Consider the following 26,487-nt stretch of genomic DNA (forward strand, 5'->3'; position numbering starts at 1 on the left):
ATAAATAATGATAAATAAACGCTGATTAGAGTTATGAAATTCAAAACTTAAATTACGCTTCAATATTGATTACTTGTTTATAATACCATATAAATTATTAAATAGCAAAAAAAGAATTTTTTTTTATTGATAATCTTGCTAATATGCTATGATAACCTCATGGAGGTGGCGCGTATTAAACATATCAAACATATTATCTGTTTCATCTTGCTTTTAATCATGCAACAAATCCCCCTTTTATTAGTAGGTAGCTTAGCTGCCCTACCAAAGGCGCAGCGGACAACGCATTTAATTTTAACTGTCGGGTGGCTCTTTTTAATTCTAACTATTGGAATCACCATCTTAATGCGGTATTTTTACCAAAAAGTAAAGGGACCGCAATATCATGATCATTTTTCAAAAGCCGACTGGCGGCCAATCTTAATTGGCTTTGTGGCGATGCTAGTCATTAATAATTTGACTGTCCCTTTTATGCAAAAAACAGGAAATGCCAATGTCGATGGTCTCGTTCAAATTTTTGCCGTCCTCGGCATTTTCATGCTGCCCTACACTTTAATCTTAGGCCCCATGATGGAAGAATTACTTTTCCGCGGTTTCTTAATGAATTGGTTCTTTGTTAAATCACCTATTCTAAATATTATGACGAGCGCTCTATTATTCGGCCTTGTCCACGTTTCAACTGATCCGATCTATTTTATTTCTAAAGCACTACTCGGATTAGTCTTAGCCATCGTTTATTATCGTACAAAAACCATTAAGAGTAGTATCATATTACATGTCTTAAATAATCTCTCAGCAGGACTAACTATTTTTTAACCATTGAAAGGAACTCGCCTATGTCTACTTTAACGACTATTTTAACCTATATCCAAGAAAATCCCGAAACAGTGACCCTCGAGCCATTCCAATACGCGAATGTTATCCGCTTTGGTATCGACGACCAAGTAGAACTACCTGGAACCGAAAAGCTCTTTCCTGATATGCGGCTTCATGTTAATCGCATTGATTCCGACTACGTTAACGCGCACCGTGGTTTATTAGAAACTTTTTATCAACAAACAATAGAGAAACAAAAAGACGGCTTTCAAGATGTTTGGATGACAACCACCCATCTTTCCGACCGTCATATTTTCCTAGTGGATCTTTCTTTTGAATAACCCTCAATTTCAAGCGTTAAAGGTTGAATTCATTAAATACGCGATTTTAACCCTCTTCTTATTCGTCATGCGCGCCTTTATTGCGCACCCGATTATCATCATTGCCAGTTGGCTCTGTACCTTAATTTGCGTAGGTTATTTTATCGCAATGGTGATGACTTACTACTATCGTTAACGACTCATTTTCTTAGTCTCAGCGATCACTTCTTCTGTGAAGTATAACTGTAGCGCGAAAAAAATTGCCAACAAAGCGGCGGCTAACCAAGCGGCGCGGACGTTAATCACTTTGACTAAGAAACCAGAACCAATCGTTCCGATAAAGAAGCTACCAACAATTAGCCCAAAATACTTGGCTTTTTGTTGGTATTTTTTTTCCTTCGTTGCAATGAATAAATAACAATTCTCAACTAACTTCCGATAATTCCCAGTCGTAAAAGTATTAGCATATGGATAGCCATTAACCGTTGAATAACTAGCTAATTGCGTTGCCATCGACATTGACAACATCGTCGTGACAATCATATTCGGCACAGATGTCGGCATAAAGCCGACAATCACTAGAACAATAATTTGAAATGCTAAGAGCCATAAACGCCAGATATTCAAATGCGCTGTATTAAAATGACGACGCGCTACTTGAACAATGATGACCCCAATTCCAAAGGCAATAATTGGCATCACTTTTTCAGTTAGTTCCGACCATTGATTAGTCGCAATATCGACACCAATGAAAACAATATTACCGGTTTGGGCACTGGCAAACACCCCACCACGTAAAATAACACAATAAGCATCTAAAAAACCACCAATAAAGGTTAAAAACATCGCTGTTCCTAAACGGTCATGAAAATTAATTTTCTTCTGCAAGTCAAACCCTCCAACTCAATACTTCTATTATACGCAAAAAAAGAACCGCGACAAAATAAATTTAGTCTCGGTTCTTTGCTATTCTTACAGATTAATTGGATTGGTGTCTTGATCGTGAACAACTTCTCGAAAATCCATCAAACCTTGATCCAGGCCCCGCAATAGCACCTCCGCAGTGCCAATATTAGTGGCAAGCGGCACTTCGTAAACGTCAGACAACCGAATGAGCGCATTAACATCTGGTTCGTGTGGTTGGGCCGTCAATGGATCTCGTAAGAAAATAACAAGGTCCATTTGGTTTTCAGAAATTAAAGCGCCAATTTGTTGGTCACCACCCAATGGCCCAGACTTAAACCGTTTAACAGCTAAACCCGTTGCATCGATAATTTTTTGACCGGTTGTCCCAGTCGCAAATAGTTCATGTTGAGCCAAGATAGGTTGGTAAGCTGTTGCTAATTTAACAATCAACGGTTTTTGACGATCATGTGCAATTAATGCAATTTTCATAAAAAAGCCTCCTAATGTCTTCTATGTTTAACTACTGTGAAAAAGTGGAGCACGCTCGCAAGTAAGATAAAAAAGATTAATACAAACGAAATGTAATTCATCCAAAACTGAGTTACTGGTAACACAATATTGACGAGCTGTTGCAATAACATGGTAATCAATGTGGCACAAGCAACCATGCCAAATAACTGTCCATAACGTTTCACGGTATCATCCGTCCTTTTAGCTTTATGATGAAGACTAGCACCAATGCGCTGACATTCAGCGCATTTCTTCGTGGATAATGTTTTTAATCCAAACGAGTTAGTTTGAACAACTTCTCGAATCTTCAGCAGTCCGGCTGCACTAAGCACCTTATCGAAGGTTCTAAAAGTCCCATCAGTCATACCGGTCACAAACTCTTCTACCCCGCTGGCATAGCAACTACTGATAGTCACGTAACTTTTCCCTTTAAAGCGATCAGGCAAAGCGTCTCCTGCCCGATTAAAGCGCACTAGGCGCCCGCGCATACAATCTAAGAAGTTCTTCATGACACCAGACATGGCACCCCAATAAGTAGGGGCTGCTAATACCCACACATCAGCGGCCAGTAACTGTTGTTCAAGTTGATCCAAAACCGGATTAGGCGCCCCTGTGTCCGGTAAAATTTGGAAGTCGTTTAGAAAAATAGTCGAGACATCATCCTCCGGACCAACACCCGCTAAAACAGCTTGTAATAGCTGGCCGTTAACGCCACCGCGTTGGTGACTACCTAATATTCCTAATACTTTCATGCCCAAAACTCCAAACTTTTAAATTAAGTCTAGTGTACACTTTTTAAGCGGGGGTTGCCAACCTAAATAAAGCGCTTTATCACGGATGTAAAAAAAAGCAGTGACATTAGCCACTGCTTTTTAGTTTAAATTATTTTATCTTAGTACCAACCATTTGCCATCCAGAAGCTCTTTGCGCCTTCCCATGAACCGTAACGGCTTGTTACATATTGATCTGCAACGCGTTCTTGGTTACTTGCTGAGTAGTCACCATTTAAATATGAGCTTGATAATTGGTAACGACCAACGAATTGACCGTTACTTGCTGTGTATGAACCACCTGATTCTTTGTTGGCAATCCATTCTTTAGCTGAGTTAGTTGTTGAAGTTGTTGTGTTTGTTGTTGTCGTAGTAGTTGTTGTTTGTTGTTGTTTAACAACTGGCGTTGTTTGTACTGGTTGTTGAACAGGTTGTGTTTGTGTTGCTGCTTTTTGAACAGGTTGTTGTGTTGCCACTGGTGCTTGAGTTGTTTGTTGTGTAGCAACTGGTGTTGCTGCTGGGGTTGTAGCAGGTGCTACTGTAACAGTTTGTGTTTCTTCATCAATTGTTAATGTTTCGCCAACATAGATTAAGTTCTTGTTAGCAATTTTATTAGCGTTAGCGATTTTTTCGATTAGGCTGCTGTTACCAGCAAATTTTTGTGAGATTGATGATAATGTATCACCGCTGACAACCGTGTAGTTCGTAGCTGCATCGGCATGGCCGTTACTTGCGAATAAAAGACCTGCAGTTGCGGCAGTTGATAATGTAGCGCTGAATAAAAGTGTTTTAAGTGATTTCATATTGTGTGTTTATCTCCTTGTTGTTTCAAAAATTTAATGTCGTATTAATAACGTGACATTAATATACCATCTAGAAATCATTTGTAAGTATCAAACAAGTAACAATTGATGACAATCCTGTAACAAAACAACCGCTTAATGGCCTAATCTGTAATATTGACCCTCATGATGACTGGTAATATAGGATTTATAACCTATTGAAAATGACGCGAAAAAAGATGGTTTTTTTCTGTAAATTACCAAAAAACAATCTTTTTTGTTTTAAACCAAAAAAATATTGTCAATCCGACATTATTTAATTATACTTTTAAATATTATTTACTTATGTTAATTACTGAATTGAGCAATTATATTTCTTGAAATCTACTTATCTGTCCAAAAAACCGACGACAATAAAAGCTGAATACTTATCTTTTGGAGGAGATAAAATGTCTAACTTTTTTGCATTACTATTGGTCATTTCTTTTTTTGCCGTACCCTATTATGGCATTAAGCGGTATATGACCAAGAAAAAGAATCCCGTGGTTTACGCCAAGATCAAGAAACGGATCTGGTATGCACTTATTATTTTTGTAATCAGTTTTATTGGTGTGGGGGCAACTCAACCTGCTGCCGCTAAAACAAAAGCTCCACAGCATGACAAAGTAACAACTGTCGATAACAAACTAACAGCGGCAAAATCTGCGGTAAATGCGCTTTTTACAAATAGCAAGCACACTAAATTAAAACAAGATGTGACCAAGCATGATATCACTGCTGCTGACAAGCAAGTCAAACAGCTAAAAAGTTCAAAAACTAAAAAGCAACTACAAACATCAATCGCGACCGCTTCAGATCTACTAAAAAAAGCTGAAAAAGAAGCTGCATTAGCAACCTCAAAATCCGAAAGTGCTCGCGCTGCTTCTAAATCAGAATCCAAAGCTCAAAAAGAATCGGAAGAACATGCTGAAAAAGAATCTTCAGAGAAATTAGCCGCCTCGATTTCAAACTCAGAAAGCGTATCAAGTGTCCAAGCTGCTTCTACTAGCGCTCGTCAAGCAAGTGAACAAGCCGCTTCAAGCGCTGCTTCTGAAAGTATTCGCATTGCTAATGAACAGGCTGCTAGAGCTGCAAGTGAATCAACTGAACGAGCAGCAACAGTTGCCGCCCAAAGTACACAAGCAACAGGCGCTGATACAACTACCAATCAAGGTGTGATCGTCGGTAACACAAGATCTCACATCTATCATGTACCCGGACAAGCAACCTATCATATGAGTTCTGCTAATATGATTACATTCCCTAACGAACAAGCTGCGATTGCTGCAGGTTATCGCAAGTCAGAACGTTAATCACCAGCTAGGTAACCCTTTATGGTTAACAAGAATAGGTTCAATTCCTATTAGGGTTGTTATTGAGAAAAAATAAAAAAGTGTACAAAAAAAGCCTGATTTCTCAGACTTAGCGAAAATACAATTGGGTATATAGGGCTCGAACCTATAAATTCCGGATTCAGAGTCCGGTGCCTTACCAATTTGGCGAATACCCAATGTTATCAACGAATACTATAATACTGCATGCCCTAGTGCTTGTCAATTCTGATTTTTAACAAACCGATTAAAAAGGACTATACTGATATGGGAGGCTATCGATATGAATAAAGTAGATATTGAAAAGTTATTTCAGGGAAAGGTGATTTCCCAAGATCAGAACCAAGTTCATATTCAGTTACAAGATTCACGTAAATTATTGGAGTTATCAATTGAAAATGATGTGTTGACCCTAATTGAACAACACCGTGACTATGCATTGAATATTCTGAAAAATCTTAAACGTAAGACCAATCGTAAAGTCACCAAGGAATCGATTACTATCAACCACCGGAACTATAAGATTTTTATCTAGTCTAATTAATAATTGACATTACGGATGTTATTCGCTAATATATTAGGTGTTCCAATTTATTGCCCGTTGGTCAAATTGGTTAAGACGTCGCCCTCTCAAGGCGGAGTTACGGGTTCGATCCCCGTACGGGTGATATTAATCATATCCTAGAATAAAAAGAGCTATTAAACCGCGGTTTAATAGCTCTTTTTTGTGTTCAAATCATTTTATTCTCTTAATCGCATAAATCGCTTCTATATAAATAGCTTTTTGATTAACTATTAACTGGTTGGCTATCCAGCCCGTAATTCGCCCCGTTATTGGTGCCGGAATCTGGCCATCCTGATTACGTTGTGCTAGGTCCACAGTTACGACTTCTTTTTTTACAATCGCTTCATTAATTACGTTACTAATCTGTTCAACCGACATCTTAGCAAGATGCGTTCGGTGTAACTGCACGTCAGCAGCACTGGCTTCCTTGGCACGTACAGAAGTATGGTCACTTAAATAAAAGCCTTGCCACTTCATCATGCCTCGATCGTGATAATCATGCTTCAGAAATTGTGTCACTAGCTTATTATCAAAATACTCAGTCATAAGCATTGCCCCCTGCATGACCGCCAACTAATCCGGCTCGTTCAATTGCCGTTGCACCTTTGAGTTTACTTGATAACTTCACTAAAGATGTAAAGCCAAACTTCTGTCGAATTTCATCAACGGTTTGATCCAATTGCTGTTGCTTTAAATGACGTAATTCCGGATCAAAAAGATCCAACTGTTGCGCATCATCGTCAATCAATTGGCTACACGTTAGGCTAATACGGCGAATGGTTTGATGCTGCCACTGTTCTCGAAATAGTTGAAGCGCCGTTGTAATGATTTCATGATTGCCATTCGCGGGTTCCACTTTTAACGACCGCCCGAAACCTGAGCGCCTACTACTTTCATTTTCGGAAAAAGAAAAACCAATCCCTAAACTAATTACACACGCTTGTTTATGATGTGCACGCAAGCGGGCCGCAACTTGCTCAGCGAGTTCTCGGATCACCACTTCGATTTCCGCTTGTAAAAAATAATCCCGTGGTAAGATCTGGCTATTACCATAGGAGCGCTCTTTGGGCATGTATTTTTGATGAACAATTGCGCGATCTATCCCCCAACTGAAAGCAAATAATTGGCTGCCAATAATCCCCATTTTTTGTTTTAACTCGTATGGATTAGTATGCGCTAAATCAGCCATCGAATGAATATGTAATTGGTTTAGTTTGCTCGCTGTCTGCTGCCCAATTGACCAAACGCGTGCCAAATCCGTTACCGGCCACAACTTATCAGGCACATCTTCATAGTGCCATTCCGCAATTAAACTGTGGTTATGTTTAGCTTCCAGATCTAAAGCAAGTTTGGCAAGCAACGGTTTATCGCCTATACCAACTGTCAAATAAATACCCGTTTCTTTTTTTACCGCCAGTTGGATCTGGCGTGCTACTTCATAAGGGGTTTGACCAAAAAGATGCCAACTTGCCGTTATATCCAGTAGTGATTCATCAATCGAATAAGGTTGAATATCTTCTTCAGCCGTGAATCTCTGAAAAATACGATTAATCCTTAAATTTTCTTGGATATAAAGGTTCATCCGCGGTTCCGCAATAATAAGCCGTTTATCATGGATTGGCACTTGCGTCGCTCGGGTCACATTACTAATGCCAAAAAGTTGTTTCGCTCGAGGACTAGCTGCTAATACCAAACCACTACCAGCATTTTTGGCAGTAGACATCACCACCAGAATCGATTTCAGCGGGTTTAACCCCCGTTGAACTGATTCCACTGAAGCATAAAAAGATTTGGAATCAATCATCAAAATAACCCGTCGTGGTTCGTCGACGTAATCATACATTATCCACTCACCACATTTCTCACGTGGTACTTATCAATAATGAGTTGTTTTCTACGATTGTAATGACCAAAAACGGCAATAGGTGCATTCTGTATCGCTACATACATTAAGTTAAACGCATCCTTAGCAACCAAACAATTATAATCTTGCGTGCTTGTTTGTAACGTAAAACGAACTAAATATGGGTCAAACGAAATTACCTTGATTGTACTACTAATCGTTCCTTGAAGACTAACATATTGCATGGTTACCCCACCTTTGACTTAAACAATCCCTTTAGTTAAAGTTTGGATCAGCTGTACTTGCTGATCCAATTGATTTTGCCAACGATTAATTTTGACTAAGGTCACTTGTGGTAAGTGTTGCCCCATGAATTGCGGGAACTTACTACGATTATAGTAATAATTCATGGCGTCTATTAAATCGTTAGACTGACCTGTTTGTTGCCGTAATTCTAAGACACCAAAACCATTTAAATATAAACTTAAATTTTGTTGTTGCAAATCAATTATCACTCGACTTGTTTGCATCAAGCTCACCTCAATCATCTGTTCTCTGGTTATATTATACGAACGTACATTCGCATTAGTCAAGCGTAATTTAATTTTTGCAACAAAAAAAGCAGTGACATTAGCCACTGCTTTTTAGTTTAAACTATTTTATCTTAATACCAACCGTTTGCTAACCAGAAGCTCTTTGCGCCTTCCCATGAACCGTAACGGCTTGTTACATATTGATCTGCAACGCGTTCTTGGTTACTTGCTGAGTAGTCACCATTTAAATATGAGCTTGATAATTGGTAACGACCAACGAATTGACCGTTACTTGCTGTGTATGAACCACCTGATTCTTTGTTGGCAATCCATTCTTTAGCTGAGTTAGTTGTTGAAGTTGTTGTGTTTGTTGTTGTCGTAGTAGTTGTTGTTTGTTGTTGTTTAACAACTGGCGTTGTTTGTACTGGTTGTTGAACAGGTTGTGTTTGTGTTGCTACTTTTTGAACAGGTTGTTGTGTTGCCACTGGTGCTTGAGTTGTTTGTTGTGTAGCAACTGGTGTTGCTGCTGGGGTTGTAGCAGGTGCTACTGTAACAGTTTGTGTTTCTTCATCAATTGTTAATGTTTCGCCCACATAGATTAAGTTCTTGTTAGCAATTTTATTGGCGTTAGCGATTTTTTCGATTAGGCTGCTGTTACCAGCAAATTTTTGTGAGATTGATGATAATGTATCACCGCTGACAACCGTGTAGTTCGTAGCTGCATCGGCATGGCCGTTACTTGCGAATAAAAGACCTGCAGTTGCGGCAGTTGATAATGTAGCGCTGAATAAAAGTGTTTTAAGTGATTTCATATTGTGTGTTTATCTCCTTGTTGTTTCAAAAATTTAATGTCGTATTAATAACGTGACATTAATATACCATCTAAAAATCATTTGTAAGTATCAAACAAGTAACAATTGATGACAATCCTGTAACAAAACAACCGCTTAACGACCTAATCTGTAATATTCACCCTCATGATGACTGGTAATATAGGATTCTCACCCTAATAAAAAAAACGACTTTTTAAGTCGTTTTTTTTGCTTATTTTTTAAGATTCTTCTTGACGTCGTTTTAAATGGTACTTATTGGTTGCTTTTTGGCGACCTAAAACTAATGGAATCCGTTCAACAAAGACGTCACTATACTCTAAACCAAACCACGATGCTGGTGTATCTGTAAACTTCTCTAACCATAATCGCATTTGCACAATCCCTTTATCCATTGCCCTAATTTGGGTTTCCGGCGATAAATCTTCTTGAATGATCACGAATGAAAAATCGCCGACTTCACGATTTGGAATTGTCGTGTAATGTTGTGGTTGTGCTGGCAATTCGCCGTTATGGATCATTTCATGGATAATCTGACGAATAAAGATATTTACTTTTTGTTCCATTTTAAAACCTAAATACAACTGGACGCTAACAATATAATCTGTACCTAATGTATCAACCGTATACTCTGCAGTATAAGGTTCGTCTGTCACATTCACAGCAACAAACCAATAAACCTGAGCGCGTTTAGGCCGTTTATCTAATATTGAATAGAGGATATTCTTTTTCACCATATTCTTACCCCGCGGTTCTGCTTGGGGTTTTGACAGATAAACTAAGTTTGTTGTATATAACGGTAATGACGTTTCGTCTCGTAAATCATGTAATTGCCGTTTATAGGCTAATAACGATACTGTACTTGATTTAAAAGTATTGCTTTCCTTAATTGAATTGCTCCGATACCAAACAAACATGATAAACAAAATGACAAAAGCAATTAGGACTGTCACATACCCACCATGCATAAATTTAGCAGCACTTGCGATAAAGAAAATCGTTTCAATTGCTCCAAAGAATAGTAATACGGTATAAGCTAAGAACCACCGCTTTTCGCGCCGACCTAAATAATGGAACAAAAGAATAGTCGTCATTAACATCGTAATCGTGATTGCTAAACCATAAGCTGCTTCCATATGGGCTGAATTCTTAAAGTAGAAAACAACTGCCAAACAAACTGCCCATAAAATCCAGTTTACAATTGAAATGTAAAGCTGCCCCTTCAACTTAGCGGGGTAATCAACTTTAATCCGTGGTAATAAGCGTAATTTGATTGCTTCAGAAACTAACGTATATGAGCCAGAAATCAATGCCTGCGATGCGATAATGGCAGCAATCGTTGCCAAAAGAATGGCTGGAATCTTCAATTGTGCAGGCATCGCTTCAAAAAATGGGTTAAAATCAGCCATATTTTGATAAGCGGCGACTTCCTTGTGTTGTAATAACCAAACACCTTGGCCAAAATAATTAAGCACTAAACAGGCCGCAATATATGGCCAACTACCATAAATATTGTGCCGACCAACATGGCCCATATCAGAATAGAGTGCTTCAGCCCCAGTAGTTGCCAGGAAAACACTCCCTAATATCAAAATCCCAACCTTATTTTCAGGACTAAATAAAAGATGCAATGCGTAATATGGATTCAATGCTTTGAGCATCGTTAAATCCCCCATTAAATTCACGACACCAATTGCACCAATAAAGGTGAACCAGATGAACATAATCGGCCCAAATGACTTACCAATTAAATCTGTTCCGAACTTCTGGATAAAAAAGAGTACCGATAAAATCGTCACGGTCAAAATAATGACTTCACGTTGATTAGACACAAAAATATTGCCATTTATTGGCAATCCCTTCAATCCTTCAATCGCGGTTGTGACCGTCACAGCCGGCGTCAACATTCCATCCGCCAGTAATGTCGCCCCACCGATAATCGCTGGTATCACAAGCCACTTAGCCTGTTTGCGGATTAATGTATATAATGCAAAAATCCCACCTTCACCGTTATTGTCGGCTCGCAGTGCAATCAACACATATTTAACCGTTGTCATTAACATCAATGTCCAGAAAACAAGCGAGATACTTCCCACCACAAAGTCTTGGCTAATATTACGAATACCGCCATTACCTTCGACAATGGACTTCATCACATACAAAGGTGACGTTCCGATATCGCCGTAGACAACGCCCATCGTAATTAACATGCCAGCAATTGACAATTTTTGCTGTGTTGTTTTCTTCTCTGTTGCCAATTTCATCTTCTTACTTCCTTTACTTAGATATTAGCATTATCGTAGCTTGTTCTAAGCTGAATGTCTAGTTATATCTATAATTTCTAATGATTAGTCTCTCGCTTTATTAAAGATAGTATTTCATGCTATAATGGATGAACTGAAATAAAAGAGGTACATTAATATGAAAGATAAAGATCAAAAGAAACTCGAAATCGCTAAAAAGCAGTATAAAAAGCTAGCTAATCGTCCACTCGCTAAAGAACGTAAAAAAGCAGTTGGCACGTCTTCTATTTATCTGTTTGTTGTTGCTGCGATTATCTTAATCGTCCTAGCTGTTTTTCTTAAACAGCGTTAAAGCAAAAAAGGTTGCGAAAGCAACCTTTTTTTGATTGAATGTTTTTTATTTACCGTCTATAATGAAGAGGTTAAATATTTTAACTTAACTTTCTACCAAAAACACGAACATTATCTCAGAAAGGCGGCTCTTATGTCCACCAATAAAAAAATCTATCTCGCAGGTCCTTTTTTCAGTCCTGAACAAATAACTAGACTAGATCAAATTGCAACTTTACTAGCCAAGAATCCAACCGTGGCAACTGAAAATATTTTCCGCCCCAATGAACATAGTTATTCAGATGCCGAATTCGGGACTTTCGAATGGCAAACTGCCACTTTTGGCTTTGACATTCGCCAAATTGACCAGGCTGATCTCGTTTTAGCAGTCTTAGATTATCAAACCGAACTGGGTCAATTTGAACCTGATTCTGGTACTATGTGGGAATGTGGCTATGCTTTTGCCCACAACAAGCCGGTTATTTTAGTTCGTTACAAAGATGATTTACCAATTAATTTAATGTTATCTGGTAGTGCAACCGCCATTTTCAATGGCGAAGCAGATCTTGCTAATTTAGCAACTTACGATTTTAACACCCTTCAAACAAAATACGTTGCAACTAAAATTTATTAATCAAAAAATGTCTCGCTAAACCATTCTTGGTCTAACGAGACATTTTTTTAATTAAAAGCCATTATTCTCTGATAATTGACGATACCAATGACCACTTTTTTTCATCGTCCGTTGGGCATTATGTTCTAAATCAACCCGGAAGAAACCATAACGATTTTTAAACCCATTTAACCAAGACCAACAATCATTAAACGTCCAAGTATGGTAGCCAAAACAACTACTACCGTCCGTGATGGCACGCTGTAGTTGGCGTAAATGCTCCTCCATGAACTCAATCCGATAATCATCTTGAATCTCACCGTCGGCAGCCATAAAACACTCCTCGTCTGCAACACCCATGCCATTTTCAGAAACATACCACGGAATATTTTGGTAGTCGTTTTTCATCATCATCGCCACATCATATAAGGCTTCTGGATAGATTTCCCAGCCACGATAAGGATTAATCCGCCGTTCTGGCCAGACATAGTTCGTATAGAGATCATCAGTCGTCAGAGCCGGAAAGTGCGGATTAGTTGGTGCTTGTACTCGCAATGGTTGGTAATAATTAACCCCAATGAAATCAACGCGGTTAGCCGCTAATAAATCTTGGTCTCTGGCTTCAGTAACCGGTGTTAACTGATGTTCTGCCAGGAGCGTTATCAAAGCAGACGGTACTTGGCCTAGCACTGTTGGTTCCAAGAAACTTTTAGCCAAAAGCAAATCCGCTTTTTCTTTAGCTGCAAGATCTTCTGGTGAATCACTCTTGGCATAGGCCGGTGTAATATTAAGAATAATCCCAATTTGACCGTCTGGTTTCACTTTTCTAAATTCAGCAACTGCCGCAGCATGGGCTAATAATGTATGGTAGCCTACTTGAACAGCCTTCTTAAAATCAACGATGTCTGGATAATGATAGCCTGTTAAATAACCACATTCAATATGAACGATTGGTTCATTGAAAGTCGTCCAACGATCCACTAAATCACCAAACAATTCAAATGCTGTTTTGGCATAGCGTGCAAAGGCAACTACTGATTCACGGCTTTCCCAACCACCTTTTTCCATTAACCACCAAGGCATATCAAAATGAAATAAATTAATAATGGGCGTAATATTGGCCGCCTTTAGCCGTTTAAAATAATCACGATAAAATACCACAGCTTCAGGATTAACATGTTCACCATCCGGCATCAAGCGCGTCCAGGCAATGGAGGTCCGAAATGAATTCAAACCGATTCTTTGCATGTTAGTGACATCTTCTTTATACAGTCTATAGGTATCACTAGCAGAATTGGGGCCTTGATGCTCATTAAATTTTTCAGGATGCATTTCGAACCATTTATCCCATGTCGAAGCTGATTTACCGTAGTTAAGCGCGTAGCCTTCAGATTGTGGTGCTGATGTGGCTGCACCCCACATAAAATATTCTGGAAATTTGATCATTGACTCTTCTCCTTTAAAATGTAATCGGCATCATTTGTTATAACTTTATTGTAGCATGCCTTGTTTTAAGTTTCACTAGATAGCCCTAAGTTGATTAACCACTATTTGTAATCGCTATCAAAACGCCTAATTACTTTTTATCATTATTTTTTATACATTTTTTATGTTTTATGCGTAATTTACTTTAAATTTAGTAGTATTTATGATATATTTTAGCAGGAATGATTAATACTCCCCCAAGTAAGATCATTTCGATACTCATAAGATACCCGATTTACTCTCTTCCCCAATTAGAGTTTAAGTCGGGTATTTTTGTGTAAAAAAAATAGCCCTCACGGACTATTTGTTAATTATGCAAAAATAAATTGATAGATTCCTGCACCACAGATTGCGCCGATAATTGGTGCAACGACTGGTACCCAAGCATAACTCCATTGTGAGTCACCTTTGTTCTTAAGTGGTGTCAACATGTGCACCAAACGTGGGCCTAAATCACGAGCTGGGTTCAAAGCAGGACCAGTTGGGCCACCTAATGAAGCAACCAATGTCATAACTAATAAACCAACAACGATGTGTCCGGCAGCGCCAAACTTACCAGCACCAATTGCTAAAGCACCGAAAACTAAGATAAGTGTCCCGAGGAATTCATTTACAAAACCATTCATACGGCTATGAGCAGCATCAATTGTAACGAATGAGCCTAAAATACCTTCTTGGTTTGTTGTACGATCATAATATGGTTTGTAAGCTGCAACCAATAATAATTGACCAACCATTGCGCCTAAGAATTGAACAATGATATATGGTAAGACATTTTCCCATGGGAATAAGCCCATCACTGCAAAACTCAATGTCACAGCTGGATTAAGATGATTACCAGAAATGCTACCAAACATAACGGCGGGAATCATAACCCCACATCCATATCCAAAAGCGATTAAGAACCAATCACTACTAAAACCTTTTGTTCCCTTTAATTCAACGTTGGCTACTGCCCCGTTACCAAAAATAATCATAATTGCAGTTCCAATAAATTCGGCAGCCAAACGGGTTGTCAAAGAAGCATCCACTACTATTTCCTCCTAATGTTAACATAAGTATATATCACATGATACGTGATAATTTTCAGAAAAACAATTAGCTTTTCTAATTAAAGCCCTTTTATGAAAAAATTTGTCCTTTTTTCACATTATTCTATTAAAAATAACTTGCTTAAATTGTGTAAAATGGGATAATATTCATTGGTTAACCATGTTAACGCTGATTATCTAATTGGAGGTCACTTTATGAACTTAATGTTAGCCGTTATTCTCTATTTCGGCTTAGCCATCTTTGGATTGGGCTTATTACTACTCTTGTTCCTTCTTATCTTTAAAAAAAGCATTAAAGCCGCGTTGATTATTGCCTTAATCGGGTTGCTTGTTGCGGCCGCACCGGTTGGTTATCAATACTACCTCTCCCAAAAAGCCGCGCATGAAGCACAAGTTAAACTTGAAAAACGTGAGAAAAGCTTTAATAAACATGAACGTCAATTTTTAAAACATATCAAGCAAGCAACAGCTTCCACAGAATATGTTGCCCAAAAATACACTGCTACTTGGGAAACACTGATTAAAGACGGTTCCGTTACAATCGGTGATTCAACTTATACTGATAACGAAAATGCAATCGCTGGTGAAGGGCGTCGTCTAGTTGCTAAGGGCAAGCTTGATGATGCTGATAATTATTACGCTATTGCCCAAACCGATTATGAAAGCATGAAAGACTATAAGACAAGTCATAACAAAGAACGGCTTGTCTACGCTAAAAACGTTTTGGAAAAGACTAATGCTTTTATCTTAGCTGCAACGCGTCCTAACAGTACGTATCAAGATTACGCAGATGATATCTATAAAACAAATAAAAGTCATGTCCGTGCGATTGATCAGTTAAAAAATGCCCGTTCAACCGCTATTAATTAGCGAAACTAAAATATCATTTTTCAATTAGGTGCCAACAGTTTACGCCATTCAAATAAAATGCTGGGGAGCATTTTATTTTTGAAACTATGGTTAACCCCATTACATTTTGGAGGGTAAAAAAAATGCGTCGAATAACACTAGTTAGTTTATTAGCAAGTCTTCTTTTACTACTTACCGCCTGCGGAAACCCCGTAGCGGTTAAGCTTCATGAAAATGGGAGCGGGTTCAATGCAACCGTGACCGGTAAAACCAAGCAAAAACGGGTGTACTGGCAAATTGGCGATCAAACCCATTCAGTCAAAGTGACTGATGGGACTTTTGAAGTTGATATTCCCTACAAAGCCAAAGAATATCGTGTCACATTTGCCGATAACGAACAGCTTAATAATCCAACATACTTGCAAGGTCCTGCTGCAACACCTATTACAAAATGGTCTACTTTCATCGCACGTTACAATCCTTTAGCACGCCAAAAAAATTTAGGCGTTTTTGATGCTAAAGCGATTGAAGGTATTCGTTCGGATCAAATTGATGATCATAATGTTATCTCTATCAATGCTAGTGATGGACAAATCTTAGGGATTTCCGTTAAATCGCTAGATGCGAAGAACAACCTTGTCTTTAAAAACTATTTGGAATCTTTCACCGCTAGCCTGGGCACCGACAACAAGCAAGTTACAACGCTTGTAAAGCAGTCCTTCAACCGTCCCAATAAACTTTTACAATTAACAACTAAAAAGATTCGCTATTCAATCATTACAACCACTAATCAGAAACATAAAATGACACAACTTGCCATTACGCACGTTGAATAGGGCAATAAAAAAGACCTGAAGCTGACAATCTTCAGGTCTTTTTTATTTAATTAAATTATATAAGTAGTTTTTAATTTCGGGAGAAATTATTCACAAGTTCAGTATAACCCATCGCCATAATTACGTAAACGATCGGTCAAGCACAACTTAATACCACCAAATCAAATTAGCAGAAAAAGCTAATCCATTATGTTATATTTAAGTTATTAAGAAGGAGGTTTTTATCATGTTAGAATATCATAATATTTTAGTTGGATTAGACGGTTCAGAATTAGCTGATAAGGCGCTTAAACAAGCGATCGAAGTGGCTAAACGTAATCATGCCAAACTTTTTATTGCTCAGATTATTCCAGATGAAGTCTCTGTCAGCACAAGCATCACATATCCCGCTTCTTCTCTAGAGGCCGAACGAAAATCAACGAAGCTCTACTTAGAAGAAAAAGCCAAGGAAGCCAAGGATCAAGGCGTTGCAGACGTCCAAACCATTTTCAAGGTTGGTTCACCCCGCCGTGAATTAGCCATCACTATCCCACAAGAAGCCGATATTGATTTAACCATTGTCGGGGTTAGTGGTAAAGGTGCTATTGAACGATTGCTCATTGGTTCAGTGGCCCAATTTATCAGTATTCATTCGACCACAAATGTCTTGTTGGTTAAATAAGGCGAACGAGGCTTTAAAATTCGGTAAAGATTGTCATACTTGTTAAAGCGCCCCCAAGACCGTTTCATTCGTATTTAACATTTATCAAGCATTGTTATTGACCAATTCTATTAACAAAGTACTCTTTTTTACGCACCATTGGCCGACGATAATTGATTATTGATTGTTAATAACACCCTTGCTAATGTTAATAATTGTTATATAATGAAGGCTAAATCCCCTCTTAACAACTATATTTCAAGTAAGGAGTGTTATGTGTGGCATTTGATATTACTAAACTTTCGGATCAACATCTTAAGGCCGCCTGGCACAAACATCGAAAACAAATCTTAACGACATTAGTGCATCCTACCACCTGGTTCGATCAAATTAATCACCTCTTGATGGCCTTTTTCAAATAATTAATAAGCGTCTAGTCTTAAACAAAATTTTGTTTAGCACTAGGCGCTTTACTTTTGCGCTCATCAATGGTTGTCCCCCATACAAAATGGTATACTGCTATATAAGAAGTCTTTATAATATTGGAAGCGAGGCTTTTTTATGATTGCTGTCTTATTAGTTGTTTGCGAAATTTTTATTAGTACGGCCCTTATTCTCTGGACCAAGCACACTTGGAATTTACCCGTCCTTTTAATGGGCGGCGGGCTCATCCTACTAGCCCTTCTCACACAAATGTGGTGGCAAGTTCTGTGTATCAGTTTGCTGATAACTAGCTTTGAACTACTCGCCAGCCACTATCATCTATAGCAAGGAGTACTGATTATTGAAACTAAAAAAGAAGCACCGTCTAAGATTATTAGGGATACTACTGATGGCTGGCTTTGGCCTATTGATAGTCCAAGCGCAGTTTGGTAAGCCCCTATTAAAAATACAAAATGCCCAATCCGCACAAGATATCACTAAAAAGCCTAAAAAAGTCCTGTTAGATATCGCACCCATTTCTCAATTTCCAGAATTACCAACTGGCTGCGAAATCACGGCCGTCGCAATGCTGATGACTTATAAAGATATCGACTTACCCAAAACAGCTATCCCAGAATTGATTCCCTACACAACCACTGGCGATATGGAGACCGGTTTTTGGGGTAACCCATTTGATGATTCCGGTTATACCATGTACCCACCTGCTTGGGCCGATTTATTCGATCAATATCTAGGCAGCTTCACCGATCTTTCTAATGCATCCGTATCGACCTTAAAAAAGACACTTGATCATAAAAAACCAATCGTCGCGTGGATTAATTATCACGGGCAACCTGCTCATTCCGTTTTAATCGTCGGTTATGACCAAGACCACTTCTATTTTAATGATCCTTACACAGGGAAACGCAAAAAAATGACATTTAAGGCCTTCTGGAAGATTGCAAGTTACCAAGGCCACCGGGCAATGACTTATTAAGTTTAATTGGGGGAATTTATCATGTTTAAGCACCAAACACTAACACTATTATTCGGCACTAGTCTTTTATTACTAACAGCTTGCCAAGCAAAACAACCTAGTACGCACTCAGTGACATCATCCTCAGCTCAACAAAGCTCACAGGTTGCTCATTCAAAATCATCTTCTGCAGAAATGGTTTCTAAAACCACTACTTCTTCAGCAACAACTAGCCATACCGTTCAAGAAACGACTCACACTTATACTGATAGTCAAAAAGCAGCAATCACCCGTGATTTCTTAGAGTGGGCCGGTCAACGTGCTGAAGTTGGTAATATGGCTGTTAGTGACTGGTACTTTGACCACGGGGCTGACGATCCTGGTGATTGGTTTGCCGAAACACCGGATGGCCGTGTTTTAGTCCAACATGGTGAAGGTGATGGGCGCCACTACCCCATTCAAGCAGTTGGTGGTTGTGTTTTTTACACCGCATTAGATGGCACGACTGGTATCGATTCACAATTATACGATTCCTACGCCAGAAATTATGCTAGCAATATGAATATGAACCGCCCGATTAGTAAGTATTTATTAGGTGATAACGGTGTCGTTTACGAACTCAAAACGGGAAATGGGCAAACCACAAATACGGAAGATGGTTTTGCATTAGCCCCCTTTAGTGGTAGCCGAAATACATCCCCTACACCATTTACCGTTTCACAGGATACGGCTGCGCAACAAGAATTAAAATCGTTGTTAGCTGCCTATTAGACACATTTTAAGGAGAATTCAATGAATAATGCCGCTTTATTAGAATACCTCGAAGCAAACTCCCGCGCTCTCGATACCTTTCGCGATAAGAGCCTCGATTATCAAAATGAAAAAAATATGAAGCGTCAACCTGCCAAACGTTGGAATGAAGCTAAGGTTGAGCGTGCTGTCGATAAGATGGTCGCCGAATTCATCGCCAGTATCCAACAAAAGATGGCCTTTAACATTCGGGGTGAGCACGCTGATGACTATCAAACTTGGGTTGATTTTATCGAACAAAATGAGGTCCTAGAAGGCCTTGAAGAATCAGTCAATGAAATGACATTTGAATAATATAGATAAATTAAAGTCGGGTCAGCATCAATTTGGCCCGACTCTTTTTTTATACACTAAAAAAGCGACTAAAAATTAATTTTAGTCGCTTTCTTTAAAACGAAATACTATCAATTATAGGCGTTCGTTTAATTCTTTACCAAGTTCTTCAAAGCCAGGTTTGCCTAATAAAGCAAACATGTTCTTCTTGTAAGCTTCAACACCAGGTTGGTTGAATGGGTTAATGCCGTTCAAGTAACCTGAAATTGAAACTGCCATTTCGAAGAAGTAAATCATGTAGCCTAATGTATAAGCTGTTTGGTCAGGAATATTAACGGTCATAACAGGTACGCCACCATCAGTATGTGCTAAAACAACACCTTGGTAAGCTTTCTTGTTAACGAAGTCCATTGTATGGCCTTCTAAGTAACCTAAACCATCTAAGTTTTGTTCGTCAGCTGGGATGTCAATGTCGCTGTTAGGTTTTTCAACGTTAACAACAGTTTCCATCAAGTTACGACGACCTTCTTGGATGTATTGACCTAATGAATGTAAGTCAGTTGAGAAGTTAGCGCTTGAAGGATAGATTCCTTTTTGGTCTTTACCTTCAGATTCGCCCATCAATTGCTTCCACCATTCTGAGAAGTATTGCAATGTTGGTTCGTAGTTTTCTAATAATTCAGTTGTGTAACCCTTACGGTATAAGATGTTACGTAAGGCAGCATATTTGTATGCATCATTCTTAGTAACGTCTGTATCTGTATATTCTTCGCGTGCATCAGCGGCACCCTTCATTAATTGGTCAATATCGCCACCAGCAACGGCAATTGGTAATAAACCAACAGCTGTTAATACTGAGAAACGACCACCAATGTCATCAGGCACAACAAATTCTGCATAGCCTTCTGCATCTGATTCAGTCTTCAAAGCACCTTTAGCGCGGTCAGTTGTTGCATAGATCCGGCTCTTAGCTTCTTCTTTACCATATTTCTTGATTAACTTATCTTTTAAGACACGGAAAGCAATTGAAGGTTCCGTTGTTGTCCCTGATTTTGAGATAACGTTGATTGAGAAATCGCGGTCACCGATCAAGTTAACTAAGTCTGATAAGTAGCTTGAACTAATTGAATTCCCAGCGAATAAAACTTGTGGGAAATCGCGTTGTTCTGCTGGTAACATGTTATAGAACGTGTTGTTTAAGAAATCAATTGCAGCTTTAGCGCCGAGGTATGAACCACCGATACCAATTGCCACGAAGATTTCTGAATCGCTCTTAATCTTAGCAGCAGCTTCTTTAATCCGTGCAAATTCATCTTTATCGTAATTAACTGGTAAATCTAAGAAGCCACGGAAATCGTTGCCTGCGCCAGTTCCTTCACGTAATTGTGAATCTGCAGCATTAACCATTGCTTGCATTTCTGCAAGTTCGTTTGATTGAACAAATTTGTCCAAACGTGATGCATCAAATGAAATATGTGCCATAGTAGTCTATTCCTCCTGTTTTTAAAACACAAGTATACTTAATAACTTTAGCTTTTTTAAAGGTAAAATGCAAGCTAGATTACCCCCTTTTTCATGCAAGTTTTGCTTTCTTTTCAGAATTTATTTTCTTAAAGGCCTTGACTTCATTCTGGCAAGCCGCTATACTTTTCAACATCAAATAAAACGGAGGTTACTGAACATGACAAACACTCACTTAGTACAATTGAATATTCGTTGGCAAAGCCGCTAAGTGAGATTGTATACCGTCGTGGGATACAGTCTTTTGATTGTATCCATGCGGCCATTCATCAGTAATCGATTGAATTTTAAGCCTACATGGATTTTACTCGAGGAAATCCATGTAGGCTTTTTCTGTCCCCTACATGTCTATGTGGGGGACTTTTTTTATTTGAAAAATGAGTGTGTTCAGCCTGATTATACTTTGAAGAGTAGCTTAGTCCAGTGAATGAATGATGTCATCGTTCGTTTGCGGGACGTAGCTAACCGTAGAAGTATGGGCTGAAAAGCACGTTAAAGGAGCTTTCGTCAATGTCTAAACTAAAACGTTTTTTACCACTTATCTTAATTTTCGGTAGTTTACTCACACTACTAGGCATCAAAAAAATCAAAGAAGCTCACCAACCTGATTTGCCAACTGTTGGTATTTTACAGCCCTTATCCCATCCCGCACTCGACGAAATTCACCGTGGCATTGTCGCAGGTTTAGCAAGTGCCGGCTATCATAATCACAAAAATATTGAGATTGATTTTCAAAACGCACAAAACGATCAAAGTAACTTGCGCTTAATGAGTAACCGGTTTGTCACCGAAAAAGCTAAGATCACTATCGGTATTGCAACACCGGCCGCCCAAAGCCTGGCTAACGCAACAAAACAACTGCCAATTATCCTAGGGGCCGTGACTGATCCAGCCAGTGCCAACCTCGTTCAAAATAATCAACAGCCCGGTGCCAATATCACCGGTGTTTCCGATCAAGCACCCATTCAAAAACAACTCGATTTAATGCAAACCGTTATGCCGCAACTGAAAACCGTTGGTATCTTATATTCCAGCAGTGATAACTCGGCAACCAGTCAGATGCAACTATTCAAGCAACTCGCCAAACAAAAAGGCCTCCAAGTCATTGATGCAAGTCTTAGTTCCGTCAACGATCTGGAACAAGTCAGCCAAAATCTAGCGCCTAAAGTTGACGCAATCTACGTGCCGACCGATAACACGATTGCCAGTGCAATGGGCACGCTCGTCCATGTCACCGATAAAACCAAAACACCGGTCTTCCCTTCAGCCGAAACCATGGTTAAAGATGGCGGCCTTGCCACTGTTGGCTTAAGTCAATATGATTTGGGCGTTGAAACCGGCAAAATGGCCGCGGCGGTTTTAAGCGGTCGCGCAAAACCCGCTTCAACACCCATTCGCTATTTACGTAAAGGACACCTCGTCTTAAATCTTAAAAAGGCCAAAGCCTTGCACATCACCATCCCTCAAAATCTTGTTAAAACCGCTAAAGAAAAAGGAGCGATTATCAAATGAGCCTCATTATTTCAACCATCGACCAAGGATTATTATGGAGTTTACTCAGTTTAGGGGTCTTCATTACCTTCCGGATTCTCAAATTTCCTGATATGACGGTCGAAGGGAGCTTCCCACTAGGGGCCGCATTAAGTGCCGTCATGCTACAACAACATAATCTCGTCCTTTCACTACTAGTAGCCTTTATTGGCGGCTGTCTTGCCGGGCTAGTCACTGCTATCTTATATAATTATTTTCACGTACAAAGCCTGCTAGCTGGTATCTTGACGCTAACCGGTCTTTATTCGGTTAACTTGCGTATTTTAGGTCAAGCCAACCTTGCGATCGGTGATCAACATAATCTCTACCAATTGCCTTTTTTACAACAATTAACTGTCGATCAACGGTTGTTACTCTTGAATTTAATCATCATTGCTGTGGCGATGCTCGTTCTTGCCCTATTGCTCTATACTGAATTCGGGCAAGCACTCATTGCCGCTGGTGATAATCCGACAATGGCACTTTCTCAAGGCATCGCCGTCAAACGGACTAAGACAATCGGAATCGTCCTTTCTAATGGTCTCATCGCTTTAGCAGGGGGCTTAGTCGCCCAATATAACGGCTTTGCAGACGTTAATATGGGCATCGGCGTGATGGTCATTGGTTTATCCGCCATCATCATTGGTGAACGACTATTGGTTGGTCGCCACTTCATCTCTAAATTAATCAGCATTATTCTTGGGAGTATCGTCTACCGTTTAATCTTATTGTTGGTTCTCCAACTTGGCTTTAACGCCAATGATTTTAAACTTTTCTCAGCCGTTATCCTCGCCATCTTCATCATTGCTCCCCAACAAAAGAAAGGAATGACCGCTAAATGACACCGCGTATGACTTTAAACCAAATAAGTTATCAGATCACAGATAATGATGACCAAAAACAATTACTCAACCAGTTAGACCTCAATATCAATCCCGGCGAATTCGTTGTGCTATTAGGAGCCAATGGTGCTGGCAAATCAACTTTTTTCAATACTGTTGCTGGTGATTTAACGCCAACTAGTGGTCAAATTATTTTTAACGGGCAAGAAATTACCAAGCAATCGGCCCAACAACGGACACGTTTAATGAGCCGGGTCTATCAAGATCCCAAACTAGGGACGGCCGCTGATATGACTGTTGCTGAAAACATCCTGTTGGCTATGCGGCGTGGACAACATCGCCGTTTATTGCCGCGTCGTCTAAAACAACAATTACCGAAAATTAAGGCCCTCGCCAAAACGTTACCTAACCATCTAGAACAACAGCTTAATCGACCAGTCAGTACCTTATCTGGTGGACAACGCCAAACCCTAAACTTCTTGATGGCAACGATTCAAAAACCCGAACTGCTACTATTGGATGAGCATACATCGGCCTTAGACGCCGTTTCAAGCCAGGCATTGATGACTTTTACAGATCAAACCATTCGGGACAATCAACTCACCTGTTTGATGATCACCCATGATTTGGAAGACGCCCTCCGTTATGGTAATCGCCTCTTAGTCTTAAAAGCCGGCCAACTAATTGCTGATTTTAACGCGGTGGAAAAACAACAACTGACAACTGAAACACTTCTCAACTATCTTAATGCCTAAAAAAATAACAAGTATGCCTAGCGCTGATTAATGTTCAGAATAGGGGATACTTGTTATTTTATTTCTTCAAATTACCTGTATTTAGTTCAGTCTATTGATAAAATAAGCGAAACGCTTGTAATCGATTTCAACGTGTGCTAAATTATATGTCATAAGGTTGCACACAACCTAAATAGTTAATTCACTTAAAGGAGTTCTTTTACTATGACTGGTACAAATACTGAAATGCAAAAAACTATTCCAGCAAGCGTTGCAATGCTTCGTGTTCTTGAATCTTGGGGAGTTGACCACGTTTTTGGTTATCCTGGTGGCTCATTTAATTCAACAATGCGTGCGTTAACGATCGAACAAGATCGACTTAAATATATCCAAGTGCGTCACGAACAAGTTGGTGCACTTGCTGCCGCTGCTGATGCTAAATTAACAGGTAAAATTGGGGTTGCTTTTGGTTCTGCTGGTCCTGGTGCAACGAACCTTTTAACTGGCTTATACGATGCTAAAGAAGATCACGCACCCGTTTTGGCATTAATTGGCCAAGTGCCAAGTACGAATATGAACTACAATTACTTCCAAGAATTTAATGAAAATCCAATGTTTGACGACGTTTCCGTTTACAATCGACTTGTTATGACGCCAGAAAGCCTACCATATGTCGTTGATAAGGCTATCCGTGAAGCTTACAAACACAAGGGTGTCGCAGTTGTTATTATTCCTAATAACTTTGGTTACGTTGAAATTCCAGATACACCATACAGCTCAAGCTCACCAACAGATCGAAAACAAGTTGCCGGTCCTGCTGCGACTGACGAAGAAGTCGATCAATTCTTAGCAATGGTTAAAGACGCAAAACGGCCTGTGATCCACGTTGGTCGTGGGATTAAAGATGGCGGCGACCAACTCGTTGAATTATCGAAGAAATTACAAATTCCAATCGTCATGACTGGTCTTGCAAAAGGCTTAGTGCCTGATAGTTATGAAGGTAACTTAGGCATGGCTAACCGGGCTGCTTCAAAGGCGGCTGATGAAATCATGGCCGTTAGTGATCTAGTAATTGCCATCGGTGCTGACTTCCCATTTGCCAACTTAATTTACCGGACACATGACTTCAAGTTTGTCCAAATCGATAATGACGAAGCCCAATTTGGCCGTCATCATTTCTTAGACTTGGGAATCTGGTCAGATGCAACCACGTTTGTTGAAAAAGTAATTGCCCGTAGCCAAGCTGTTGCACCAAGTCCATTCTTCAAAGCGGCGGTTGCTGATATGAAGAACTGGCAAGCTTATCTTGATGACTTAACCAACCGGCCATCTGATCCGCTTGAATTTGAACCAATCTATAAAGAAATCAACCGGATTGCTGAACCAGATGCTGTCTTCTCAATCGACGTTGGTGATAATATCATCAATAGTTTCCGTCACTTACACTTAACCCCTAAGAATAAATGGGTGATTTCAGCCCTCTTTGCTTCAATGGGCTCAGGCGTCCCTGGTGCCTTAGCCGGTCAACTCAGCTATCCAGACCGTCAAGTCTTCAATATTGCTGGTGATGGTGCCTTTTCAATGGTGATGCAAGATTTAATCACCGAAAAGAAATATCAATTGCCAATCATCAACATCATCACTTCTAATGCCTCATTAAACTTCATTAAGAGTGAACAAGATGATTTACCAATGGATTATTCAGGAATCTTCATCGAAGATCAAGACTTCGCAATGATTGCTCAAGCAATGGGCATTGAATCAATTACCGTGCGTTCTTCTAAAGAACTACCGGCCGCTTTTGACAAAGCCCTTGAGGTCACAAAAGCAGGTCGCCCATTCTTGATTGATGCTAAAATCACTGATAAACGTAGTATCCCTGTTGAAGAATTAGAATTAACCATCAAAGATGGCAAGCTCACAGAATCAATTAGCGCAAGCTATGATGCTTCTCGTCCTGCTGGCAAAGAATACAGTGTGGCTGATTTCTTCGCTGAATACGATGGTCAATCACTTAAAACATTGCCAGAATTATTCGCAGAAAATGGCGTTGAACTCTAATCGTTTTAAATTAAAAAGCATCCT

30 protein-coding genes and 2 tRNA genes are annotated in these 26,487 nt (G+C 39.4%); 18 read left to right on the forward strand and 14 right to left on the reverse strand.

Going from position 1 to position 26,487, the window contains the following annotated elements; genetic code table 11:
• Nucleotides 1-159: 159 nt before the first annotated feature.
• Genes C0213_06530 through C0213_06540 form a run of 3 tightly spaced genes read left to right on the forward strand, consistent with a single transcriptional unit; the run spans nt 160 to nt 1,332 of the window.
• Nucleotides 160-816 carry a CPBP family intramembrane metalloprotease gene (locus C0213_06530; protein ID AUX12085.1) on the forward strand — a complete coding sequence of 219 codons (657 nt, stop codon included), beginning with the start codon at nt 160-162 and terminating at the stop codon, nt 814-816.
• A 20-nt stretch (nt 817-836) separates the two neighbouring features.
• Nucleotides 837-1,157 carry a hypothetical protein gene (locus tag C0213_06535; protein AUX12086.1) on the forward strand — a complete coding sequence of 107 codons (321 nt, stop codon included), beginning with the start codon at nt 837-839 and terminating at the stop codon, nt 1,155-1,157.
• A complete protein-coding gene (locus C0213_06540; protein AUX12087.1) occupies nt 1,150-1,332 on the forward strand; it encodes a hypothetical protein in 183 nt (60 codons plus the stop codon). Before C0213_06535 ends, C0213_06540 begins: the two co-directional genes overlap by 8 nt.
• On the opposite strand, the gene C0213_06545 is transcribed toward C0213_06540, so the two are convergent.
• From C0213_06545 to C0213_06560, 4 genes are all read right to left on the reverse strand, one after another.
• The gene (locus C0213_06545; protein ID AUX12088.1) at nt 1,329-2,024 is read right to left on the reverse strand and encodes a DUF1275 domain-containing protein; all 696 of its coding nucleotides are present in this window, start codon (nt 2,022-2,024) and stop codon (nt 1,329-1,331) included. The genes C0213_06540 and C0213_06545 overlap by 4 nt on opposite strands.
• Nucleotides 2,025-2,108: 84 nt before the next feature.
• Nucleotides 2,109-2,531: a methylglyoxal synthase gene (mgsA, locus tag C0213_06550; protein ID AUX12089.1), complete on the reverse strand. Its 423-nt coding sequence runs from the start codon at nt 2,529-2,531 to the stop codon at nt 2,109-2,111.
• 11 nt (nt 2,532-2,542) lie between these two features.
• Nucleotides 2,543-3,304, reverse strand: coding sequence for an NADPH-dependent FMN reductase (locus C0213_06555; GenBank protein AUX12090.1), 762 nt, complete (start codon nt 3,302-3,304; stop codon nt 2,543-2,545).
• Nucleotides 3,305-3,444: 140 nt separating this feature from the next.
• On the reverse strand, nt 3,445-4,125 hold the full coding sequence (locus C0213_06560) for a peptidase M23 (protein ID AUX12091.1): 681 nt from the start codon (nt 4,123-4,125) through the stop codon (nt 3,445-3,447).
• A 428-nt stretch (nt 4,126-4,553) separates the two neighbouring features.
• Here C0213_06560 and C0213_06565 point away from each other — a divergent pair, with 428 nt between their 5' ends.
• The gene (locus C0213_06565) at nt 4,554-5,456 is read left to right on the forward strand and encodes a hypothetical protein (GenBank protein AUX12092.1); all 903 of its coding nucleotides are present in this window, start codon (nt 4,554-4,556) and stop codon (nt 5,454-5,456) included.
• Between the two features lie 124 nt (nt 5,457-5,580).
• Here C0213_06565 and C0213_06570 read toward each other — a convergent pair.
• Nucleotides 5,581-5,653, reverse strand: a tRNA-Gln gene (locus C0213_06570).
• Between the two features lie 104 nt (nt 5,654-5,757).
• On the opposite strand from C0213_06570, the gene C0213_06575 reads away from it, so the two are divergent.
• Both C0213_06575 and C0213_06580 read left to right on the forward strand, forming a co-directional pair.
• Nucleotides 5,758-6,009 (forward strand): hypothetical protein, encoded by a 252-nt coding sequence (locus tag C0213_06575; GenBank protein AUX12093.1) that lies wholly within the window; start codon nt 5,758-5,760, stop codon nt 6,007-6,009.
• A 60-nt stretch (nt 6,010-6,069) separates the two neighbouring features.
• Nucleotides 6,070-6,142, forward strand: a tRNA-Glu gene (locus C0213_06580).
• Between the two features lie 68 nt (nt 6,143-6,210).
• Here the strand turns inward: C0213_06580 and C0213_06585 are convergent.
• From C0213_06585 to C0213_06610, 6 genes are all read right to left on the reverse strand, one after another.
• Complete coding sequence (locus tag C0213_06585; protein AUX12094.1) at nt 6,211-6,585, reverse strand: hypothetical protein; 375 nt, start codon at nt 6,583-6,585, stop codon at nt 6,211-6,213.
• On the reverse strand, nt 6,578-7,882 hold the full coding sequence (locus tag C0213_06590) for an excinuclease ABC subunit A (GenBank protein AUX12095.1): 1,305 nt from the start codon (nt 7,880-7,882) through the stop codon (nt 6,578-6,580). Before C0213_06590 ends, C0213_06585 begins: the two co-directional genes overlap by 8 nt.
• Nucleotides 7,882-8,127, reverse strand: a complete 246-nt coding sequence (locus C0213_06595; GenBank protein ID AUX12096.1) for a hypothetical protein — start codon at nt 8,125-8,127, stop codon at nt 7,882-7,884. Before C0213_06595 ends, C0213_06590 begins: the two co-directional genes overlap by 1 nt.
• Before the next feature lie 18 nt (nt 8,128-8,145).
• Entirely contained in the window at nt 8,146-8,520 is a 375-nt protein-coding gene (locus C0213_06600; GenBank protein AUX12097.1) for a hypothetical protein, read from the reverse strand.
• Between the two features lie 26 nt (nt 8,521-8,546).
• Nucleotides 8,547-9,227 carry a peptidase M23 gene (locus tag C0213_06605; protein ID AUX12098.1) on the reverse strand — a complete coding sequence of 227 codons (681 nt, stop codon included), beginning with the start codon at nt 9,225-9,227 and terminating at the stop codon, nt 8,547-8,549.
• Nucleotides 9,228-9,466: 239 nt separating this feature from the next.
• Entirely contained in the window at nt 9,467-11,509 is a 2,043-nt protein-coding gene (locus C0213_06610) for a potassium transporter Kup (GenBank protein AUX12099.1), read from the reverse strand.
• A gap of 463 nt (nt 11,510-11,972) precedes the next feature.
• Here C0213_06610 and C0213_06615 point away from each other — a divergent pair, with 463 nt between their 5' ends.
• Nucleotides 11,973-12,452, forward strand: a complete 480-nt coding sequence (locus C0213_06615; GenBank protein AUX12100.1) for a nucleoside 2-deoxyribosyltransferase — start codon at nt 11,973-11,975, stop codon at nt 12,450-12,452.
• A gap of 51 nt (nt 12,453-12,503) precedes the next feature.
• Here C0213_06615 and C0213_06620 read toward each other — a convergent pair whose 3' ends face one another.
• Both C0213_06620 and C0213_06625 read right to left on the reverse strand, forming a co-directional pair.
• Entirely contained in the window at nt 12,504-13,877 is a 1,374-nt protein-coding gene (locus C0213_06620) for a 6-phospho-beta-glucosidase (GenBank protein ID AUX12101.1), read from the reverse strand.
• Between the two features lie 350 nt (nt 13,878-14,227).
• The gene (locus C0213_06625) at nt 14,228-14,947 is read right to left on the reverse strand and encodes an aquaporin family protein (GenBank protein ID AUX12102.1); all 720 of its coding nucleotides are present in this window, start codon (nt 14,945-14,947) and stop codon (nt 14,228-14,230) included.
• Between the two features lie 216 nt (nt 14,948-15,163).
• Here C0213_06625 and C0213_06630 point away from each other — a divergent pair, with 216 nt between their 5' ends.
• The 7 genes from C0213_06630 to C0213_06660 all read left to right on the forward strand — a co-directional run bounded on the left by C0213_06630 (nt 15,164) and on the right by C0213_06660 (nt 19,796).
• Complete coding sequence (locus tag C0213_06630; GenBank protein AUX12103.1) at nt 15,164-15,838, forward strand: hypothetical protein; 675 nt, start codon at nt 15,164-15,166, stop codon at nt 15,836-15,838.
• A gap of 122 nt (nt 15,839-15,960) precedes the next feature.
• The gene (locus C0213_06635) at nt 15,961-16,653 is read left to right on the forward strand and encodes a hypothetical protein (protein AUX12104.1); all 693 of its coding nucleotides are present in this window, start codon (nt 15,961-15,963) and stop codon (nt 16,651-16,653) included.
• A 226-nt stretch (nt 16,654-16,879) separates the two neighbouring features.
• Nucleotides 16,880-17,314 (forward strand): universal stress protein, encoded by a 435-nt coding sequence (locus tag C0213_06640; protein AUX12105.1) that lies wholly within the window; start codon nt 16,880-16,882, stop codon nt 17,312-17,314.
• A 540-nt stretch (nt 17,315-17,854) separates the two neighbouring features.
• A complete protein-coding gene (locus tag C0213_06645) occupies nt 17,855-18,061 on the forward strand; it encodes a hypothetical protein (protein ID AUX12106.1) in 207 nt (68 codons plus the stop codon).
• 64 nt (nt 18,062-18,125) lie between these two features.
• The gene (locus C0213_06650; protein AUX12107.1) at nt 18,126-18,713 is read left to right on the forward strand and encodes a hypothetical protein; all 588 of its coding nucleotides are present in this window, start codon (nt 18,126-18,128) and stop codon (nt 18,711-18,713) included.
• A 21-nt stretch (nt 18,714-18,734) separates the two neighbouring features.
• Entirely contained in the window at nt 18,735-19,463 is a 729-nt protein-coding gene (locus C0213_06655) for a hypothetical protein (protein AUX12108.1), read from the forward strand.
• A 21-nt stretch (nt 19,464-19,484) separates the two neighbouring features.
• Nucleotides 19,485-19,796, forward strand: a complete 312-nt coding sequence (locus C0213_06660) for a hypothetical protein (protein ID AUX12109.1) — start codon at nt 19,485-19,487, stop codon at nt 19,794-19,796.
• Nucleotides 19,797-19,910: 114 nt separating this feature from the next.
• Here C0213_06660 and C0213_06665 read toward each other — a convergent pair whose 3' ends face one another.
• Nucleotides 19,911-21,257 carry a glucose-6-phosphate isomerase gene (locus C0213_06665; GenBank protein ID AUX12110.1) on the reverse strand — a complete coding sequence of 449 codons (1,347 nt, stop codon included), beginning with the start codon at nt 21,255-21,257 and terminating at the stop codon, nt 19,911-19,913.
• Between the two features lie 549 nt (nt 21,258-21,806).
• Between C0213_06665 and C0213_06670 the strand changes: the two genes are divergently transcribed.
• From C0213_06670 to spxB, 4 genes are all read left to right on the forward strand, one after another.
• Nucleotides 21,807-22,808 (forward strand): peptide ABC transporter substrate-binding protein, encoded by a 1,002-nt coding sequence (locus C0213_06670; GenBank protein ID AUX12111.1) that lies wholly within the window; start codon nt 21,807-21,809, stop codon nt 22,806-22,808.
• Entirely contained in the window at nt 22,805-23,668 is an 864-nt protein-coding gene (locus tag C0213_06675; protein ID AUX12112.1) for a branched-chain amino acid ABC transporter permease, read from the forward strand. The genes C0213_06670 and C0213_06675 overlap by 4 nt, the downstream gene beginning before the upstream one ends.
• On the forward strand, nt 23,665-24,423 hold the full coding sequence (locus C0213_06680) for an ABC transporter ATP-binding protein (protein ID AUX12113.1): 759 nt from the start codon (nt 23,665-23,667) through the stop codon (nt 24,421-24,423). Before C0213_06675 ends, C0213_06680 begins: the two co-directional genes overlap by 4 nt.
• A gap of 204 nt (nt 24,424-24,627) precedes the next feature.
• Entirely contained in the window at nt 24,628-26,463 is a 1,836-nt protein-coding gene (gene spxB, locus C0213_06685) for a pyruvate oxidase (GenBank protein ID AUX12114.1), read from the forward strand.
• Nucleotides 26,464-26,487 lie beyond the last annotated feature (24 nt).

It is taken from the genome of Latilactobacillus sakei (genome assembly GCA_002953655.1).
Classification (GTDB): Bacteria; Bacillota; Bacilli; order Lactobacillales; family Lactobacillaceae; genus Latilactobacillus; species Latilactobacillus sakei_A.

What these genes read in the sequence shown, in the direction of transcription:
- C0213_06575 (AUX12093.1), top strand. Translation starts at nt 5,758, where the DNA reads ATGAATAAAGTAGATATTGAAAAGTTATTTCAGGGAAAGGTGATTTCC.
- C0213_06630 (AUX12103.1), top strand. Translation starts at nt 15,164, where the DNA reads ATGAACTTAATGTTAGCCGTTATTCTCTATTTCGGCTTAGCCATCTTT.
- C0213_06530 (AUX12085.1), top strand. Translation starts at nt 160, where the DNA reads ATGGAGGTGGCGCGTATTAAACATATCAAACATATTATCTGTTTCATC.
- C0213_06610 (AUX12099.1), bottom strand. Translation starts at nt 11,509, where the DNA reads ATGAAATTGGCAACAGAGAAGAAAACAACACAGCAAAAATTGTCAATT.
- C0213_06660 (AUX12109.1), top strand. Translation starts at nt 19,485, where the DNA reads ATGAATAATGCCGCTTTATTAGAATACCTCGAAGCAAACTCCCGCGCT.
- mgsA (AUX12089.1), bottom strand. Translation starts at nt 2,531, where the DNA reads ATGAAAATTGCATTAATTGCACATGATCGTCAAAAACCGTTGATTGTT.
- C0213_06615 (AUX12100.1), top strand. Translation starts at nt 11,973, where the DNA reads ATGTCCACCAATAAAAAAATCTATCTCGCAGGTCCTTTTTTCAGTCCT.
- C0213_06640 (AUX12105.1), top strand. Translation starts at nt 16,880, where the DNA reads ATGTTAGAATATCATAATATTTTAGTTGGATTAGACGGTTCAGAATTA.
- C0213_06535 (AUX12086.1), top strand. Translation starts at nt 837, where the DNA reads ATGTCTACTTTAACGACTATTTTAACCTATATCCAAGAAAATCCCGAA.
- C0213_06565 (AUX12092.1), top strand. Translation starts at nt 4,554, where the DNA reads ATGTCTAACTTTTTTGCATTACTATTGGTCATTTCTTTTTTTGCCGTA.
- C0213_06590 (AUX12095.1), bottom strand. Translation starts at nt 7,882, where the DNA reads ATGTATGATTACGTCGACGAACCACGACGGGTTATTTTGATGATTGAT.
- spxB (AUX12114.1), top strand. Translation starts at nt 24,628, where the DNA reads ATGACTGGTACAAATACTGAAATGCAAAAAACTATTCCAGCAAGCGTT.
- C0213_06680 (AUX12113.1), top strand. Translation starts at nt 23,665, where the DNA reads ATGACACCGCGTATGACTTTAAACCAAATAAGTTATCAGATCACAGAT.
- C0213_06645 (AUX12106.1), top strand. Translation starts at nt 17,855, where the DNA reads ATGATTGCTGTCTTATTAGTTGTTTGCGAAATTTTTATTAGTACGGCC.
- C0213_06670 (AUX12111.1), top strand. Translation starts at nt 21,807, where the DNA reads ATGTCTAAACTAAAACGTTTTTTACCACTTATCTTAATTTTCGGTAGT.
- C0213_06595 (AUX12096.1), bottom strand. Translation starts at nt 8,127, where the DNA reads ATGCAATATGTTAGTCTTCAAGGAACGATTAGTAGTACAATCAAGGTA.
- C0213_06650 (AUX12107.1), top strand. Translation starts at nt 18,126, where the DNA reads ATGGCTGGCTTTGGCCTATTGATAGTCCAAGCGCAGTTTGGTAAGCCC.
- C0213_06655 (AUX12108.1), top strand. Translation starts at nt 18,735, where the DNA reads ATGTTTAAGCACCAAACACTAACACTATTATTCGGCACTAGTCTTTTA.
- C0213_06635 (AUX12104.1), top strand. Translation starts at nt 15,961, where the DNA reads ATGCGTCGAATAACACTAGTTAGTTTATTAGCAAGTCTTCTTTTACTA.
- C0213_06560 (AUX12091.1), bottom strand. Translation starts at nt 4,125, where the DNA reads ATGAAATCACTTAAAACACTTTTATTCAGCGCTACATTATCAACTGCC.
- C0213_06555 (AUX12090.1), bottom strand. Translation starts at nt 3,304, where the DNA reads ATGAAAGTATTAGGAATATTAGGTAGTCACCAACGCGGTGGCGTTAAC.
- C0213_06675 (AUX12112.1), top strand. Translation starts at nt 22,805, where the DNA reads ATGAGCCTCATTATTTCAACCATCGACCAAGGATTATTATGGAGTTTA.
- C0213_06620 (AUX12101.1), bottom strand. Translation starts at nt 13,877, where the DNA reads ATGATCAAATTTCCAGAATATTTTATGTGGGGTGCAGCCACATCAGCA.
- C0213_06665 (AUX12110.1), bottom strand. Translation starts at nt 21,257, where the DNA reads ATGGCACATATTTCATTTGATGCATCACGTTTGGACAAATTTGTTCAA.
- C0213_06585 (AUX12094.1), bottom strand. Translation starts at nt 6,585, where the DNA reads ATGACTGAGTATTTTGATAATAAGCTAGTGACACAATTTCTGAAGCAT.
- C0213_06605 (AUX12098.1), bottom strand. Translation starts at nt 9,227, where the DNA reads ATGAAATCACTTAAAACACTTTTATTCAGCGCTACATTATCAACTGCC.